The organism is Gammaproteobacteria bacterium, assembly GCA_016716465.1.
GTDB lineage: Bacteria > Pseudomonadota > Gammaproteobacteria > SZUA-140 > SZUA-140 > JADJWH01.
Window position 1 is genome coordinate 265,343 of record JADJWH010000004.1, and the last position, 16,116, is coordinate 281,458.

The 16,116-nt window shown below is 66.9% G+C and carries 12 protein-coding genes and 1 tRNA gene; 10 read left to right on the top strand and 3 right to left on the bottom strand.

Annotated elements, in window-relative coordinates:
* Positions 1-20: 20 nt before the first annotated feature.
* Both IPM20_09015 and IPM20_09020 read right to left on the bottom strand, forming a co-directional pair.
* The gene (locus IPM20_09015; protein ID MBK9131754.1) at positions 21-521 is read right to left on the bottom strand and encodes a host attachment protein; all 501 of its coding nucleotides are present in this window, start codon (positions 519-521) and stop codon (positions 21-23) included.
* A gap of 192 nt (positions 522-713) precedes the next feature.
* Positions 714-1,088 (bottom strand): hypothetical protein, encoded by a 375-nt coding sequence (locus IPM20_09020; protein ID MBK9131755.1) that lies wholly within the window; start codon positions 1,086-1,088, stop codon positions 714-716.
* A gap of 124 nt (positions 1,089-1,212) precedes the next feature.
* On the opposite strand from IPM20_09020, the gene IPM20_09025 reads away from it, so the two are divergent.
* The 3 genes from IPM20_09025 to IPM20_09035 are packed head-to-tail and all read left to right on the top strand — an operon-like array spanning position 1,213 to position 5,128.
* Positions 1,213-3,741, top strand: a complete 2,529-nt coding sequence (locus tag IPM20_09025; GenBank protein ID MBK9131756.1) for an AsmA family protein — start codon at positions 1,213-1,215, stop codon at positions 3,739-3,741.
* The gene (mutY, locus tag IPM20_09030; GenBank protein MBK9131757.1) at positions 3,738-4,844 is read left to right on the top strand and encodes an A/G-specific adenine glycosylase; all 1,107 of its coding nucleotides are present in this window, start codon (positions 3,738-3,740) and stop codon (positions 4,842-4,844) included. Before IPM20_09025 ends, mutY begins: the two co-directional genes overlap by 4 nt.
* On the top strand, positions 4,844-5,128 hold the full coding sequence (locus tag IPM20_09035) for an oxidative damage protection protein (protein MBK9131758.1): 285 nt from the start codon (positions 4,844-4,846) through the stop codon (positions 5,126-5,128). Before mutY ends, IPM20_09035 begins: the two co-directional genes overlap by 1 nt.
* Positions 5,129-5,134: 6 nt before the next feature.
* Here IPM20_09035 and IPM20_09040 read toward each other — a convergent pair whose 3' ends face one another.
* Positions 5,135-6,133: an SUMF1/EgtB/PvdO family nonheme iron enzyme gene (locus IPM20_09040; protein MBK9131759.1), complete on the bottom strand. Its 999-nt coding sequence runs from the start codon at positions 6,131-6,133 to the stop codon at positions 5,135-5,137.
* A 173-nt stretch (positions 6,134-6,306) separates the two neighbouring features.
* Here IPM20_09040 and IPM20_09045 point away from each other — a divergent pair.
* The 7 genes from IPM20_09045 to IPM20_09075 all read left to right on the top strand — a co-directional run bounded on the left by IPM20_09045 (position 6,307) and on the right by IPM20_09075 (position 16,101).
* A tRNA-Phe gene (locus IPM20_09045) sits at positions 6,307-6,382 on the top strand.
* A 442-nt stretch (positions 6,383-6,824) separates the two neighbouring features.
* Positions 6,825-10,208 (top strand): DUF11 domain-containing protein, encoded by a 3,384-nt coding sequence (locus IPM20_09050; GenBank protein ID MBK9131760.1) that lies wholly within the window; start codon positions 6,825-6,827, stop codon positions 10,206-10,208.
* 61 nt (positions 10,209-10,269) lie between these two features.
* Complete coding sequence (locus tag IPM20_09055) at positions 10,270-10,911, top strand: class I SAM-dependent methyltransferase (protein MBK9131761.1); 642 nt, start codon at positions 10,270-10,272, stop codon at positions 10,909-10,911.
* Between the two features lie 118 nt (positions 10,912-11,029).
* A complete protein-coding gene (locus IPM20_09060) occupies positions 11,030-11,365 on the top strand; it encodes a helix-turn-helix transcriptional regulator (GenBank protein MBK9131762.1) in 336 nt (111 codons plus the stop codon).
* A complete protein-coding gene (locus IPM20_09065; GenBank protein MBK9131763.1) occupies positions 11,362-12,468 on the top strand; it encodes an efflux RND transporter periplasmic adaptor subunit in 1,107 nt (368 codons plus the stop codon). The genes IPM20_09060 and IPM20_09065 overlap by 4 nt, the downstream gene beginning before the upstream one ends.
* A complete protein-coding gene (locus IPM20_09070; GenBank protein ID MBK9131764.1) occupies positions 12,465-15,782 on the top strand; it encodes an efflux RND transporter permease subunit in 3,318 nt (1,105 codons plus the stop codon). The genes IPM20_09065 and IPM20_09070 overlap by 4 nt, the downstream gene beginning before the upstream one ends.
* A gap of 76 nt (positions 15,783-15,858) precedes the next feature.
* The gene (locus IPM20_09075) at positions 15,859-16,101 is read left to right on the top strand and encodes a DUF2892 domain-containing protein (GenBank protein ID MBK9131765.1); all 243 of its coding nucleotides are present in this window, start codon (positions 15,859-15,861) and stop codon (positions 16,099-16,101) included.
* Positions 16,102-16,116 lie beyond the last annotated feature (15 nt).

Sequence of the window (16,116 nt, forward strand, 5' to 3'; positions counted from 1 at the left end):
CCGCAGGTATCGCGGCGGCCTTAGGTCGCCATGACCCGGCCTCGCGCGGGCAGCAGGCCGGCGCCGGTGAGATGGCGGTGGATCTCCAGCGGCGGCATATGGGTCAGATCCTTGCCCGTCTCGCGCAGCTCTACGTTCGATCCCGCCGGCAGTGTGAGCGCACCGCGCAACAGTCCGAGCATGTGGCTGGACGCCGCCAGCACCAGGCAGCGCGGCCGGTATTGCCGCAGCAGGTCGTGCGCGCCCTCGGCGATGCGCCCGGCGAAACGGCGGCTGAATTCCTCTTCATGGCTGTCGCGATGGTCGTCGTAGCCATGGGCCGAACCGCCGCCGCGCGCCATGTTGCGCCCGCTCTTGGTCTCGCTCCAGGTCTCGCGGCCGGACAGACTGGCCTCCGGATTGACCAGGTCCCTGATCTCGACAAGGTTGGGACCGCTTTCGAGCTCCGGCACCGCGGCCGGGTCGAGACAGAAGAATCGCGCCCGCGAACGGTCCGCGACGATCACACAGTAATGGTTCATACGGCCCCCTCATGTCCGCCGCCACGCTCCGGTCCGTGGCCACGAATTCAGGCTAACCGATCACACCCAACAAATACAGCATCAGCACCAGCGTCGCCGCGCCGGCAATGATCATAATCAGGAGCATCAGGACGGCAAACATGCCTCGCACGGGCGAATTACCTCACGAATGAAAATTCATACCCTGGGGGATCAGGGGTAACGCAGCCGGATCGGGTCGTTGGTGGGGGCGCAGTAGGTCCACAGCGGCAGGCGGGCCGCCGGATCCAGCGGAACCGTCATGGCCTTGCCGCAGGTCGGGCATTCACCGCTCGCCGACTCCATACTCTCGCCGGCCCGGAAGCGCATCACCGCCATCACCGGCCCGGCGAGCAGAAACCCGGGCACCAGCACGAAATGCGCGATCGGGATGAACAGCGTGACCGCGGCCAGTAGCCACATCAGTCCGAGCATCTTCAGCGCGCGGATCCAGCGCTCCCGGCGACTGAACTGAACCAGCCGCAGGGTTCCGGCGCGCGTCACGCCCGCGTCATTCTCGATCAGTATCGGGCGCTCTTCCGCCATCATGCCCCTTTGACTGACGCCCGCGGCCGGTCCGGCGGGCAAGGCCAGACTATAATACACAGCGGCGGAGCCCGCTGGCAAACCTCGCCGCGATATGGAGCGCGCGCCCGCTTAGTGATAGTCTGCCGTGCGTAGCGTTCAATCTTCCGACACCGCCGTGTATCCCAATATGATCAAACGCATCGCCATCGTCTTCGGTATCCTGATCGCCCTGCTGATTGCGGCACTGGTATTGATACCTCTGCTGTTCAACCCCAACGACTATAAGGACAAGATCGCGGATCTCGCACGCGACGCGACCGGCCGCGAGCTCAGAATCATCGACGATATGCGACTGTCGCTGTTCCCGTGGATCGGCGTCGAGTTCGGCCGCGTCGAGCTCGCAAACGCCGCGGGCTTCGATGCGCGTCCCTTCGCGCGCTTCACGGCGGCGAAGGTCAAGGTCAGGCTGCTGCCGCTGTTTCAGCGCCGCATCGAGATCGACACCGTGACGCTGCATGGATTCGAGCTGGCGCTGGAAACCGCCGCCGACGGCCGCACCAACTGGGACGACCTGGCAGCGCGGGGTGCGGCGCAGAACGGCGCGAACGAACCGCCTGCGCCGCCCGTGAGCGGCGACGAGGCCGCCCTGGCCCTGCCCGCCGCGCTCAGCATCGGCGGCCTGGACGTGCGTGACGGCGCACTGCACTGGCGCGATGAGGCCGCCGACACGCAAGCGGATATCACCGGCCTGCGCCTCACCAGCGATCGCATCGAGACCGGTAAGCCGGTCGATCTCGAACTCGCCTTCGACCTGCATGGCACGCGGCCAGCCGTCGACGGACGGCTGGAGCTCGCCCTCCGGCTCGACGCGGACCTCGCGCAGCAGCGCGTGCGCGCGCAGAACCTGCGTCTCGACGCCAGGCTCGCGGGCGCGGACCTGCCGCTCGGCAAACTTGATCTCAAACTGCAGGGAGACGCTGAGGCAGATCTTGTCACTCAGATATACCAACTGGACAAGCTGCGCCTCATCACCAACGTAAATGGCGCCCAACCCGCCATAGACACCCGTCTCGAACTCGCCGCCCGCGTCGTGGCCGACCTGAAACAACAACGCCTGCGCGCCGGGAATCTGCAACTTGAGGCCACGCTCACCGGCGCGGACCTGCCACTCGATAAACTGGAATTCAAGTTGCAGGGGGATGCGGCGGCTGATCTCGCCGGCCAGATTTACCAGATGGACAAGCTGCGCCTGACTGCCGCCCTGAGTGGCGCCAATCTGCCGGGGAAACGCATTGCTTTGGACTATCAGGGTCGTGTCGCCGCCGACATCGGCAAACAGACCGCCGAGCTGCCGGACTTCGTCCTCGCCGCCCAGGGCGTGACCCTGCGCGGGACGCTGCGCGCCACCCGACTGCAGGAAGTGCCGGCCATCGCGGGACACCTCGAGGCCGAGGCCTTCAACCCGCGCGAACTACTGAAGTCCCTCGCCATCGACGCGCCGGAGACCGCCGACGCGTCCGTGCTGACGCGCGCGGCCCTGGGCCTCGATCTCGAGGCCGATGGCGAACGCGCCGCGGTGACGGCGCTGAAGCTCCAGCTCGACGACAGCACGCTGACCGGCACGGCCTCGGTGCGCGACTTCGCCGCACCGGCGCTGGCCTTCGATCTCGCCCTCGACGGCATCGACCTCGACCGTTACCTGCCGCCGCCGCGTGACGAACCGGTCGCCGCGACGCCGGCCGCCGCGGCACCCGCGGCCGCGCAACTCCCGCTCGATACCCTGCGCGCCCTCAACATCGACGGCCGCCTGCGTGCCGGTCAGTTGCGCGTGAGCGGACTCTCGCTGGCGGACCTGCGCGCGACGGTGCGCGCCAGGGACGGACTGATCGCGCTCGCGCCGCTGGGCGCGAGCCTGTACGGCGGCCACTATGCCGGCAACATCCGGCTCGACGCGCGCGGCGCAACGCCGGCCTTCTCCTTCAACGAGTCGCTGACCGGGATCCAGGCCCAGCCCCTGCTGAAGGACCTGCTCGACAACGAGACCTTCAGCGGAACCGCCGATTTCGCCCTCGAGGCCACGGCCAGCGGCGACACCGAGGCCGCGCTCCTGGGCAGCCTGAACGGCACGGCCCGCTTCAAGCTGCGCGACGGCGCCGTCAAGGGTTTCAATGCCGCGCAGCTGATCCGCGAGGCCAAGGCCAAATTCGAAGGCCGCCCCGCGCCGCCCCCGTCCTCCGACCAGACCGACTTCAGCGATCTCGGGGCTACGCTGCGCTTCGCCGGTGGGATCGCGCGCAACGACGACCTGCAGGCCAACTCACCCTATCTGCGCGTCGGCGGCAAGGGAGAGGCCAATCTCCTCGAACGGAAACTCGACTACCGCCTGCGCGTCAAGCTGGTTGGCAGCGAGATCGGACAGGGCGGGGAGTCGGCCGGCGATCTCAAGGGGATCGAGATCCCGATTCGGATCAGCGGCGCCTTCGCCGCCCCATCCGTCGCGCTCGACGGCGCGGTCATCAGCGAGGCGCTGAAACAGAAGGCGAAGGCCGCCGTCCAGCAGGCGGTCGATGCCAACAAGGACAAGGTAGAGCAGAAGCTGGAACAGAAGAAACAGGAGATCAAGAAGGACACCGAGCAGAAGCTCAAGAACAAGCTGAAGGAACTGCTTCAGTGAGCCGCGTAGCGGCCGGGACGCAACACCGGCCGGACGCGGACCATTTCGGCGCCGCGTTGCTGGCCTGGTTCGACGCGCACGGACGCAAGAACCTGCCCTGGCAGCAGAACCCCACGCCCTATCGGATCTGGGTTTCGGAGATCATGCTGCAGCAGACCCAGGTCGCAACGGTGATTCCCTATTATGAGCGCTTCATGCAGCGCTTCGCCGACACCCGCGCGCTCTCCGCCGCGCCGCTCGATGAGGTGCTGCACCTGTGGTCAGGGCTCGGCTATTACGCACGCGCGCGCAACCTGCACCGCGCCGCCGGCATCGTCTGCGCCGAGTACGGCGGCGAATTTCCCGCCGACCTGGAACGGATGCAGTCCCTGCCCGGTATCGGACGCTCCACCGCCGGCGCGATCCTCGCGCTCGCACACGGCCAACGCCACCCGATCCTCGACGGCAACGTCAAGCGCGTGCTCGCGCGCTATCACGCCGTCGAAGGCTGGCCCGGACAGCCCGCGGTGGAGAAACGCCTGTGGATGTTGGCCGAGGGCCACACGCCACGGGACCGCGTCGGCGCCTACACCCAAGCGATCATGGATCTCGGCGCCACACTCTGCACACGCGGCGCGCCGGACTGCGCGCGCTGCCCGCTCGCGGCGGAATGCCGGGCGCTCTCCACGGGATGCGTGAAGGACTATCCCGCATCAAGGCCGCGGCAGGAAAAACCCGAACGCGAGAGCCTGATGCTCGTGCTGATGAACGACGCCGGCGAGGTCCTGCTCGAGCGACGCCCGCCTGCCGGGATCTGGGGCGGATTGTGGAGCCTGCCCGAGGCGCCGCCTGCGGCGCGCGACGACACAGCCATCCGCCGCTGGTGCGCGGACACCCTGCGCTGCCGCATCGACGCACTGACCGAGCTGCCCGGTCTGCGGCACGCCTTCAGCCACTTCACGCTCACGATCCGCCCGCTGCGCGCGCGCGTGCTGCGTCACGACGCGGGCGTCATGGAGGGACAGGGATACGTCTGGTACAATGGCCGCTCGCACGCGGGCGGACTCGCGGCGCCGATCCGGCGCCTGCTCGCGGCGCTGGCGGACAGCACAGGAGAACGGTGATGGCGCGCATGGTCAACTGCGTAAAACTGCACAAAGAAGCGGAGGGTCTGGCCTACCAGGTCTATCCGGGCGACCTCGGCAAGCGCATCTACGCCAATGTCTCGAAGGAGGCGTGGCAGATGTGGCTGAAGCACCAGACCATCCTGATCAACGAAAACCGCCTGTCCCCGATCGAGCCGCGCGCGCGCCAGTTCCTGGAAAAGGAGATGGAAAAGTTCTTCTTCGGCGAGGGTTCCGAGCTCCCCGCCGAGTTCGTGCCGCCGGAACAACGCGGCAAACACTGAGCCACCTCAGCCCGCTGCGTTCCCCGCCAGGTCTTTAGCGCAGCGAAAACCCACGTCGGTGCTGACCATGCCGGGCTCAGCATGCGCCCGGCGCGCGGATCGAAAGAACACACTCAGCGCGTAGTGCCCCAGCCCCGCCCCGCCGCCGCGGACCACGCGGTGTTTCTCGCCGAAGTCCGCGTCCTGCGCGTCCCCGCCCGGATAAGGCTGATACCAGTCCGCCGTCCACTCCGAGACGTTGCCGCCGAGGTCGCGCACGCCGTACACAGACACATCCTGTGGATAGGAGCCGACCGGCGCGAGGATCTCGTCGCCCTCGCCCTGGTCGCCCGAGTTGGCCGCGCCGTGACGCCATTCGTCACCCCAGGGGTATTCGCTCCCGTCCACTCCGCGCGCGGCCTTTTCCCATTCCGCCTCGCGCGGCAGACGTTTGCCGCTCCAACGGCAATAGGCATCGGCATCGAACCAGCTCACCGCCGTCACCGGCAGGCGGTTGCGGTCGCGCTGGATGCCCAGCAGCAGCGCGAGCAGTTCCTCCTTGCCCATCCCGGAAAGATCGCGCTCGATTCCGAAATAGTCGCGCGCGATCCAGCGCAGGTTGTCCACGTGCGCGGTCTCGAGCTTGCGGTCCGGGACGTTGTAGGCATTCTGCACCCACTCCGCGGGCTCCGCGCGGGCGGTCTGCAGCACGAAGGCCTTGTAGTCGGCGTTGCTGACCTCGGTCGCATCGAGATAAAAGCCGGGAAGCTCGACGCGATGCCGCGGATGTTCGTTCACGAACAGCGGCACGGTGAAGCCGTAACGCGCCTGCAGGCCCTCTTCATCGATCCTGTCGCTGCCCATGACGAACGGCCCGCCCGGAATGAACACCATGCCCGGCTCTCCGGCCGGGGCGGCGTCCTGCGGCGGCGGCCCGCCACAGGACGCGCACAGCATGGCCGCGAGCAGCAGCCCGCCCCGGCGGCCAGCGCCGCGGCAATGCGTCACGCGATATCCGGGTTTCATGAAAACGGGCGGCTCGACAAGGGTTTTCGCGCAGAATACCACGGCATTCCGTCAACGGGAGCGCCCACCGGCTTGACTCGATCCCCGTCGTCCGGGTCTAATACGCCTGCCCCGGACACCCATGACAAGCCCGTCCGGAGTCAGACAGATCATCCTCCGCGCATTTTCCCGATGGCCAGGTAGCTCAGTTGGTAGAGCAGGGGACTGAAAATCCCCGTGTCGGCGGTTCAATTCCGTCCCTGGCCACCACTTTCAGTGGGTGTTGCCCGCGCTGCGCCGCGATCCGGGACGGGGATTCCCGGCCCGCGCCATGCGCGGGCGTTCGCCGGCGCTGACGGCTGACGCCGTCACCCCGCGCCGACTCACCCCCGTGTCGGCGGTTCAATTCCGTCCCTGGCCACCACTTTCAGTGAGTGTTGCCCGCGCCGCGTAGCGATCCCGTGTCGGCGGTTCACACCGTCCCTGGCCACGGCTTTCACTGAAAAATATCCCACGTCCACGCCGCTTCACGGATGAAGACCCCGCGCCGCAGAACAATCCGGTTCAGTGACCGGGATCTGCTCCATTTACCCCGCTCCGCACGGGCCCACGTCACGCTGGGCTGATGAAACTTTGTGCTATACTCGCCTTTAAAATCAGAATCATGGCGCAGACATGCCCACCCGTCGCGCCATCCCAGCGGGCAGAATCGATGCGATCCTGGAAAAACATAGGGATACTGGCTCACACCTGCGCAGGCCTCCTGTTGTCGGCGCTCGCGCTGCCGGCGCACGCCTTCGTCTACATTGTCGACAGCAGCGCTGACCTCGCCGATGCGGACACCGGGGACGGTATCTGCCAGACCTCATCCAGCACCTGCACCCTGCGCGCCGCGATCCAGCAGGCCAACGCCTGGCCCGGGACCGATTCGATCGTGCTCCCGGCCGGCACCTACACCCTGAGCATCGCCGGCGCGGGTGAGAATGCCGCGGCCAGCGGCGACCTCGACATCACCGACACCCTGAACCTCGGCGGCGCGGGCGCGGCGGCGGCGATCATCGATGGCGGCGGCATCGACCGCGTGGTGGATATCGCCGGCGGCGTCGCCGTCCGGATCACCGGGGTGACGATCCGGAACGGCGCCACCACCGGCAGCGGCGGCGGCATCTACAACCTGGGTACCCTCACCCTCGCCGACAGCATCGTCACCGGCAACACCAGCGCCCTTCCTACCGGCATCGCCGGCGGCGGCATCTATCATTTCTCCAGCGGGGAGGCGGCGGTCAGCCTGAGCCTCGACCGCGTCACCGTCAGCAACAACAGCGCGGACAATTCCGCGCTGAGCGGCGCGGGCAGCATCAACGGCGGCGGCATCGCCATCGTCGGCGGCGCCGTCACCATCAACGAGAGCCTCATCGACGGCAACACGGCCACCACCGGCGCGGTAGGGAATACCGGTAACACGGTCGGCAGCGGCGGCGGCGTCTACGTCAACAACGGCAACGTCAGCATCACCGACAGCACCGTCAGCGGCAACACGGCCGACTGGAACGCCGGCGGCATCTACAACTTCGGCGCCCTGACCATCACTGGCAGTACCATCAGCGGCAATACGGCCTTCCAGGGCGGCGGGGTGTACACCGACGGCAATGCCGCGCGCCTGCTGACGCTGGTCAACAGCACGGTGAGCGGCAATGTCACCACGCATCCGAGTTTCTCCACGCTCGGCGGCGGTCTGTTCATCAGCAAGCCGACGGTGATCCAGAGCAGCACTATCACGGATAACGAGGCCGGCGACGGCGCCGGCATTTGGATAGACACCACAGGACTGTCCTCACTCAACCAGGGCAGCGCCACGCTCACGCAGACGGTCATCGCCAGCCAGGCCGTCGGCCCGAACTGTAATAGCGCCGTTACCAGTAACCTCACCTCGAACGGCTACAACCTCGCCAGCGACGCCACCTGCGCACTGACCGGCAGCGGCGATCTCAACTCGACTGCCGCGAACTTGGCGGCTCTGTCCGCGCTCAACGGCGGACCGACGCCGACCCATCTGCCGCAGGCCGGCAGCGCGGCCATCGACAGCGGCAACAACGCGAACTGCCCGACGGAGGACCAGCGCAGCTTCCCGCGTCCGGCCGACGGCAACGGCGACAGCAATGCGATCTGCGACATCGGTGCGACCGAGGTCACGCCGGGCACCAACGCCGATCTCGCGGTAAGGCTGAGTGACGCGCCGGACCCGATCGCGGTCGGAGCCACCCTGACCTATACGCTCAGCGCCACCAACCATGGCCCCGATCCTGCCACCGGCGCCAGCCTGACGCTGACCCTGCCCGCCTCGGCCGGCTTCCAGTCCGCCTCGGCCGGATGCGCCCTGGGCGGCGCGACCGTGACCTGCAACATCGGCGCGCTGGCCGCCGGCGCTGGCGTGGTCCGCACCGTCACGGTCACGCCGAACACCCTCGGGACGATCACCGCGAGCGCGGCGGCGAGCGCGGCGGAGACCGATCCCAACCCGGCCAACAACACGGGCATACAGGCGAGCACCTCGGTCTACCAGCCTACGGACATCACGATCGCCACCACGGCCGCGACGACCGGGACCATCATCCGGGCCAGCGGCGCTGAAGTCAGCGGCGGTAATCTAAATGAGTGCATTCCTAATAACTCATGCGACACCGTCCTAGCCGGCGAGCCCTTCACCTATACCCTGACCATCGGCAACACCACGGCGACCGCGCGCAATGTCCGCATCATCGATACCCTCCCGAGTGGCGTCGACCCGGTCTCCCTGACCGCCTCCACCGGCACCTGCTCCGCCGCCGGGCGAATCTTTACCTGCACCCTCGGCGATCTCCCCGTCGGCGGCGCCGTCGCCACGATCGACATCACCGTGAATCCGACCGACAAAGGCGTCATCGTCAACCGCGCCGTGGCCAATTTCGATGGCGGCTTCCTGACCGCCCCGGGACTGGACGAGTTCTCCCTCAACGTCGACACGCGCGCCGATCTCGCGGTGGACATCGTCGACTCGGCCGACCCGGTCGCGCAGAACGCCGACCTCGGCCTGATCATCACCGTCAATAATGGCGGCCCCTCGGATGCCACCGCCGTCACCCTGGTGGTCACGCTGCCGGCCAGCTACACCTATAACTCCACCGCCTCGCCCGACGGCTGGAGCTGCACGCCCTCGGGCGTTACCGTCAATTGCACTCTGGCGACACTGCCTTCGGATACCCTGTCGACGCTCACGTTGTTCGTCACGCCAACGGCCACCGGCACCCTGAATGCCAGCGTTGCCGTCTCCGGCAGCGATACCGACGTTGATACCAGCAATAACACAGCCGCGGAAAGCACCACGATCGGCCTCCCCGTCGGCGTGGTATCAACAGATCTGTCCGTCGTACTGAGCACCGATCCTGCGCCACCCAGAACAGCGGTAGCAGGTGACAATCTCACCTACATCTCGCGCGCGACCAACAACGGAACGGCCACGGCCGAGAATGTCACAATTACCCAGGTGCTGCCGGCCGGCGTAAGTTACGTTAGCGCGACGAACGGCTGCAGCGAATCGGGCGGCGTCGTACAGTGCAACCTCGGCACCATTGCCGGCGACACCAACGCCAGCGCCAGGGTGGTCGTGCGTCCGGCGGCGGCAGGCACCCTCAGCTCGACGGTCACCGTGCTCGGCGGGAACGTACAGGATCCCGATACGTCGAACAATACGGATACCGAGACCACCACGGTAAGCGCCGCAGACGACGGCAATAATGGCGGCCTGCACAAGGGTTCCGGCTGCTTCATCGCGACCGCCGCCTACGGCAGCTATCTCGATCCGCACGTCATGAGCCTGCGCCGGTTCCGGGACGACGTCCTGCTCGCCACCGCGCCGGGGCACGCCTTCGTCGAGTTCTACTACCGGGTCTCGCCGCCGATCGCCGATGTCATCGGGCGGCACGAGGCGCTGCGCGCGATCACGCGCTGGACGCTGACCCCGCTGGTCTACGGCGTGGAATATCCCGTCCCGACGGCCGCGCTCGGCGTTGCGCTGCTGGCCGGATTCCTGCGCTTCAGGCGAAACCGTGAAGCGTGAGGAGCGAGGCGAAAAAATGCAGGATATTCTTCCCGCCTGACGCCTCACTCCTCTCCCGTCCATGACGACCTGGGACGAACGCTACGCCGCTTCCCGCAACCTGTTCGGCGACGACCCTAGCCCGCTGCTGCGCGAATTCCGTCCCCGCCTCCCGGCCGGCATGAAGGCCCTCGCCATCGGCGACGGCGAAGGGCGTAACGGCGTGTGGCTGGCGCGGCAGGGATTCGACGTACTGTCCATCGACCTGTCAACGGTCGCCCTTGACCGGGCGCGCCGGCGTGCGCAGGACGCCGGGGTCACGCTGCGCACGTTGCGGACGGATATCCTGGCGTGGGAGTGGCCGGACGGCGCCTTCGATCTCGTCACCCTGATCTTCGTCCACCTTCCGTCCGGACAGAGGCAACGCTTGCATGAATCGATGCGGCGCGCACTGAAACCCGGCGGTCTGATCGTGCTCGAGGCCTTCCATCGGGACCAGGTCGAATGCGGGAGCGGCGGCCCGTCGGACCCGGACCTGCTGTACACCCTCGCGGAAGTGGAACACGATTTCTCCGGATTCGAGATCCTGCGATCCACTCAGATCGAAACCGAAGTGGTGCTCGACGGCGTACCCCAAGGCAAGGGGAGCGCTGTCCATTTCGTCGCGCGTCGGCCCTATGACACCCGGAATACCGCTCAGATCAGCCGCCTCAACCAGAATTAATTTTTATTCAAATTCAATCAACTTCTATTTGAATTCCCCGGAAACCGGGACCGGGGGCTTGCGCCGCGGAATATCGCACCTATAATATTCGAATATTCTAATATTCGAGTATCCTGATATGCCTGATACGGAAGACTTCTCGGCCCGACAACTGGAATCCGCGGTCGAGGGACTGCGCGTGATCGCCCATCCGGTGCGGCTCTCGGTGCTGTGCCAGCTGGCCGACGGCGACAAAAACGTGCGGGAACTCCAGGAAGGCACCGGCGCCACCCAGTCCAACCTTTCCCAGCATCTTGCCAAGCTGCGCCTGCTCGGGCTGGTCAATTACGAGCGGCGCAGCCAGCACATCTACTACAGGCTTGCCGATCCCGTCTTCATGCGCATCATTGAAGCCTTGAAGGATGTCTATTGCGGCACGCGAACTCGCCCGTCCAAGGAGGACTCGATACCGTGAGAGCGCTTCCCTTCCTGGCATTACTTTCCTTGCCCCCGCTCCTGCTGATGGCGTGCACGGCGGATCACGAAGCCGCGGTACCGCCGCCGGTCGCCGCGATCCCGGCCGAGACGCTCACCATCGCGCCGGAACAGATCAGCGAGACCTATACCACCACCGGCACCCTGGTCGCCGACGACCGCGTCGAGATCGCCTCGCGCCTGATGGGCTATATCCGTGACATCAAGGTGCGCGAGGGCAGCCCGGTCAAGCAGGGCCAGTTGCTGCTCACCATCGACCCGACCGAAATCGAGGCGCAACGCGCGGAGGCCGAGGCGCGCGTCTCCCAGGCGCGGGCGCGCAGCGCGGAGGCGCGCGCCGACTTCGAGCGCTACAAGACCCTGTTCGAACAGAAGCTGGTGGCGGCGAACACTTACACCAAGGCCGAGCTCGATAATCAGGTGGCCGAGGAAGAACTGCGCGCCGCGCTCGCCACGCTCGATCGCGTCAAGGTCCAGATGCAGTATGCCGAGGTGCGTTCGCCGGTCGACGGCGTCGTGGTCGAGCGGCTCCGCCGCACCGGCGACCTCGCGAACCCGGGCGCCGCGATCCTGACCGTGGAGAATCCCAGCAACATCGTGCTCGAGACCTATATCCGCGAAGACCAACTGCGCCATGTGCAGCCCGGCGATGAACTCACGGTATCGGTCGATGCGGTCGGGCTGCGCACCACCGGCGTGGTGACGCAGGTGGTGCCCTCGGGCGATCCGGCCACTCACAGCTATCTGGTGAAGGCCAGCCTGCACGAACTGAACGGGGCGCGCAGCGGCATGTTCGCGCGCAGCGAATTCGCCACCGGGACCAAATGGACCGTGCTGGTGCCGGACGCGGCGTTGGTGGATCGCGCCGATCTTCCCGGCGTGTATATCGTCGACCGTGACGGTATCGCGCGCTTCCGCATGGTGCGCACCGGGCGGCATATCGATGGCCGCACCGAGATCATCTCCGGTCTCGCCGGCGGGGAGCGTATCGTGATCGACGCCGATACGCCGGTGCGCACGGGTGACCGCGTGGAGGACAGGCCCGCCCCCGCCGCGCAAAGCCGGGATATCGCGCCGCAATGAGCACCCGCCTTAATATCGCGGGCCGGCTCGGTCGGGCGGCGATGGGCTCGACCCTCACGCCGATTGCCGGCGTACTGATCTTCCTCGTTGGGCTGGTCGCGCTGCTGATCACCCCGCGCGAGGAAAACCCGCAAATCGACGTGCCCACCGCCAACGTTTTCGTCACGATGGAGGGCGCCAGCCCCGAAGAGGTGCTCAACCTGGTGGTCAAACCGCTGGAAGCCGTGATGCGCGAGATGGCCGGCATTGACCACACCTACGGCATGGCGACGGATTCGCTCGGCATGGTGACGGTGCAGTTCGAGGTCGGCGCCGACAAGGAGGCGAGCCTGGTGCGGCTGTACGACCGCCTGATGCACAACCTCGACCGCATCCCGCCCGGCGCCGGCCAGCCCCTGGTCAAGCCGGTCGACGTCGACGACGTCCCGATCCTGGCCATCACCTTGTCCAGCGATCATCACGGCGATCTCGAGCTCAAGCAGATCGCGGACCGCGTCAAGGAGGTGCTGATACCGCTGCCCGGGATCTCGGTGGCGGAGGTGATCGGGGGACGCAACCGCGAGATCAGCGTGCACCTCGATCCGGAACGCCTGGCCGCGCACGGCATCGCCCTCGACGCGCTGCATGCCGCGCTGCGGTCCGCCAACTACGAGATCCCGATCGGACAGGCGGTGGATGACAACCGGGTCAAGCTGATCCGGCTTTCCGCCGCGCTGCGCAACGCACGGGACGTGGGCGCCATCGTCGTGGGCCTGCACGATGGCCGGCCGGTCTATCTGCGCGACGTCGCCGACATCGCGGACGGACCCGGCGCCATCGAACAGGTGCACCGCATCGGATTCGGGCCCGCCGCCGCCCGCTCGCCCGTCTCGGCGGGTGAACCCGAGCGCGTCGCGGTAACACTCGCGCTGGCGAAGAAGCGCGGCACCAACGCGGTCACGGTGGCCGCACGCGCGCTGGCCGAGCTCGAAACGCTGAAGGGCGACTTCATCCCCGACGACGTCGATGTGACGGTGACGCGCGATTCCGGCGAACGCGCCGACGCGGCGGTCAATCTGCTGGTCGAGCATCTCGGCATCGCGATCGCCTCCGTGGTACTGATCCTGCTGCTGTTCCTCGGCTGGCGCGAGGCGGCCATCGTCACCCTCAACATCCCGCTCATCCTGTTCGTGGTGCTGGCGGTCGGCTTGATCGCCGGACAGACCATCAACCGCATCACCCTGTTCGCGTTGATCCTCGCCCTGGGCCTGCTGGTCGACGACGCCATCGTGGTGGTCGAGAACATCCATCGCCATCTGCGGCGCGGCGCGCAATCGCTGGCTGAAAAGGCGGAGATCATCATCCGCGCCACCAACGAAACCGGCCGGCCGACCATCATCGCGACCTTCGCCGTCATCCTCGCCTTCATTCCGATGGCCTTCGTCACCGGCATGATGGGCCCGTACATGGGACCGATACCCTTCAACACGCCGGTCGCCATGTTGGCCTCGCTCATCATCGCCTATCTGTTCACGCCGTGGATCGCGCAACGCTGGCTCAAGGCCGGCGCCGCCGGCGAAGGCGCCGCGCGCGAGGATGAGGCGCACGGGAACGATCTTCTCCACCGCCTCTACACCCGCCTCGCCACGCCGCTGATCGAGCGCCGGACGACACGCATCGGATTCTGGGTCGTCATTGCGCTGTTGTTCGGTGCCGCCGCCTGGCAGCCGGCCTGGCAGTTCGTGCGACCGTCCGGGATCAGCGGCCCGCCCACGCCCGGCACGGTCGAACTCAAGATGCTGCCCAAGGGCAACAAGAACACCTTCAACATCACCGTGGACATGCCTGAAGGCACGCCGCTCGAGGTCACCGACGCCGTCGCCCGGGACATCGGCAACGTGCTGCGCGCCCACCCGCTGGTGACGGACTACGAAACCTTCGTCGGCCGCGCCGGCCCGGTCGATTTCAACGGCATGCTGCGCGGCGCGACCGTCAAGCAGGGCACGCACCTGGGCGAGATCCGCGTCAATCTGGTCGACTCGCTCGACCGTCCGGAGAAGTCCGAGCAGATCGTGCTCGATCTGCGCGAGCGGCTCGCCCCGGTGCATGCCGCCTGGCCGGCCGCCAACATCAAACTGGTCGAGGATCCGCCGGGACCGCCGGTGCGCGCCACGCTGCTCGGTGAGATCTACGGGCCGGACTACGACACCGCGCGCCGGATCGCCGCACGGGTGCGGGGGGCCTTCGCCGACACCTGGGATCTGACCGACATCGATGATTCGGTCGGCGCGGACCAGATCGAATACCGCGTCACCGTGGACAAGGAAAAGGCCGCGGCGGCGGGTGTCGACACCGAGGCAATCGCCGCGCTGATGCGCGATTTCGTCGCCGGCTTCGACATCGGCACCATCCACGCCGCGAGCGAGCGCAACCCGGTGCCGATCCACATCCGCATGCCGGAGCGCTTCCGCATCGCACCGCGCGACCTCGACCGCCTGTTCGTCGCGAGCAGCGCGGGCGGCCAGGTACCGGTGGCCGCCTTCACCGGGATAGAGGAGGTCGTGGCCGACAAGACCATCCAGACCAAGGACGGCTTTCCGGTCGTCTACGTCAGCGCGGAGCCCGCCACCGGCTCTCAGGTCTATCCACTGCTGAACATCGACGGTCGTCTCGACGGATCGGAACCCCTGCCGGGCATCCGGCTCACGACCGGCGGCCTCGGCTTCACGCGCCCGCTGCCCGAGGCAACCTTCGATTACCGCATGATGTGGGACGGCGAGATGCGCCTGACACTGGACGTATTCCGCGACCTCGGCGCCGCCTTCATCGTCGCGCTGGTGCTGATCTACCTGCTGCTCGCCGGCTATTACGGCAATTTCATCCTGCCGCTGATCGTGATGGGCGCGATCCCGCTCACCATGATCGGCATCTTCCCCGGACATCTGATCATGGGCCAGCCGTTCACCGCCACCTCGATGATCGGCATGATCGCGCTGGCCGGCATCGTGGTGCGCAATTCGCTGCTGCTGATCGATTTCATTCTCGACAAGCGCGCGCTCGGCCGGGGGCTGAAGGAGGCGGTCATCGAGGCGGGCGCGGTGCGCGCGCGGCCGATCCTGCTGACCGCGCTGGCCGTCATCGCCGGCACCGCGATCATGATGAGCGACCCGGTGTTCGGCGGACTCGGCGTCGCGATGGCCTTCGGCACGCTGGCCTCGACCCTGCTGACACTGTTCGTCATCCCGCTGGTGTATTTCCTGTGGCAGCGCAACAAATCCCGGGAAGACGGACAGATTCCGCAGGACGGGGGACAGATTTCAAACCTGTCACCCTGACCACCGACTGATCGGGGACGGATTTCAAATCCATCTCCGTCCCCCGTAGTAATGCAACATCGAAGGAGGCAACACCATGAATACCGAACGACTCATCCGCGTCATCGCCGGCAGCTTCATTTTGATCTCGCTGCTGCTTGCCCATCTCTACAACGGCGCCAGCCTCACCGCGGGACCGACCTGGCTGTGGTTCACCGCCTTCGTCGGCGCCAACCTGCTGCAGTCCGGAATCACGCGCTGGTGCCTGATGGAAAAGATCCTGCTCGCGCTCGGCGTCAAATCCGGCTGCGTGGCGGCCCAGACGGGTCACGGAAAGTAAGGCCGCGCGGCACCG

What these genes read in the sequence shown, in the direction of transcription:
- IPM20_09055 (MBK9131761.1), top strand. Translation starts at nt 10,270, where the DNA reads ATGACGACCTGGGACGAACGCTACGCCGCTTCCCGCAACCTGTTCGGC.
- IPM20_09060 (MBK9131762.1), top strand. Translation starts at nt 11,030, where the DNA reads ATGCCTGATACGGAAGACTTCTCGGCCCGACAACTGGAATCCGCGGTC.
- IPM20_09020 (MBK9131755.1), bottom strand. Translation starts at nt 1,088, where the DNA reads ATGATGGCGGAAGAGCGCCCGATACTGATCGAGAATGACGCGGGCGTG.
- IPM20_09070 (MBK9131764.1), top strand. Translation starts at nt 12,465, where the DNA reads ATGAGCACCCGCCTTAATATCGCGGGCCGGCTCGGTCGGGCGGCGATG.
- IPM20_09075 (MBK9131765.1), top strand. Translation starts at nt 15,859, where the DNA reads ATGAATACCGAACGACTCATCCGCGTCATCGCCGGCAGCTTCATTTTG.
- IPM20_09035 (MBK9131758.1), top strand. Translation starts at nt 4,844, where the DNA reads ATGGCGCGCATGGTCAACTGCGTAAAACTGCACAAAGAAGCGGAGGGT.
- IPM20_09015 (MBK9131754.1), bottom strand. Translation starts at nt 521, where the DNA reads ATGAACCATTACTGTGTGATCGTCGCGGACCGTTCGCGGGCGCGATTC.
- IPM20_09050 (MBK9131760.1), top strand. Translation starts at nt 6,825, where the DNA reads ATGCGATCCTGGAAAAACATAGGGATACTGGCTCACACCTGCGCAGGC.
- IPM20_09040 (MBK9131759.1), bottom strand. Translation starts at nt 6,133, where the DNA reads ATGAAACCCGGATATCGCGTGACGCATTGCCGCGGCGCTGGCCGCCGG.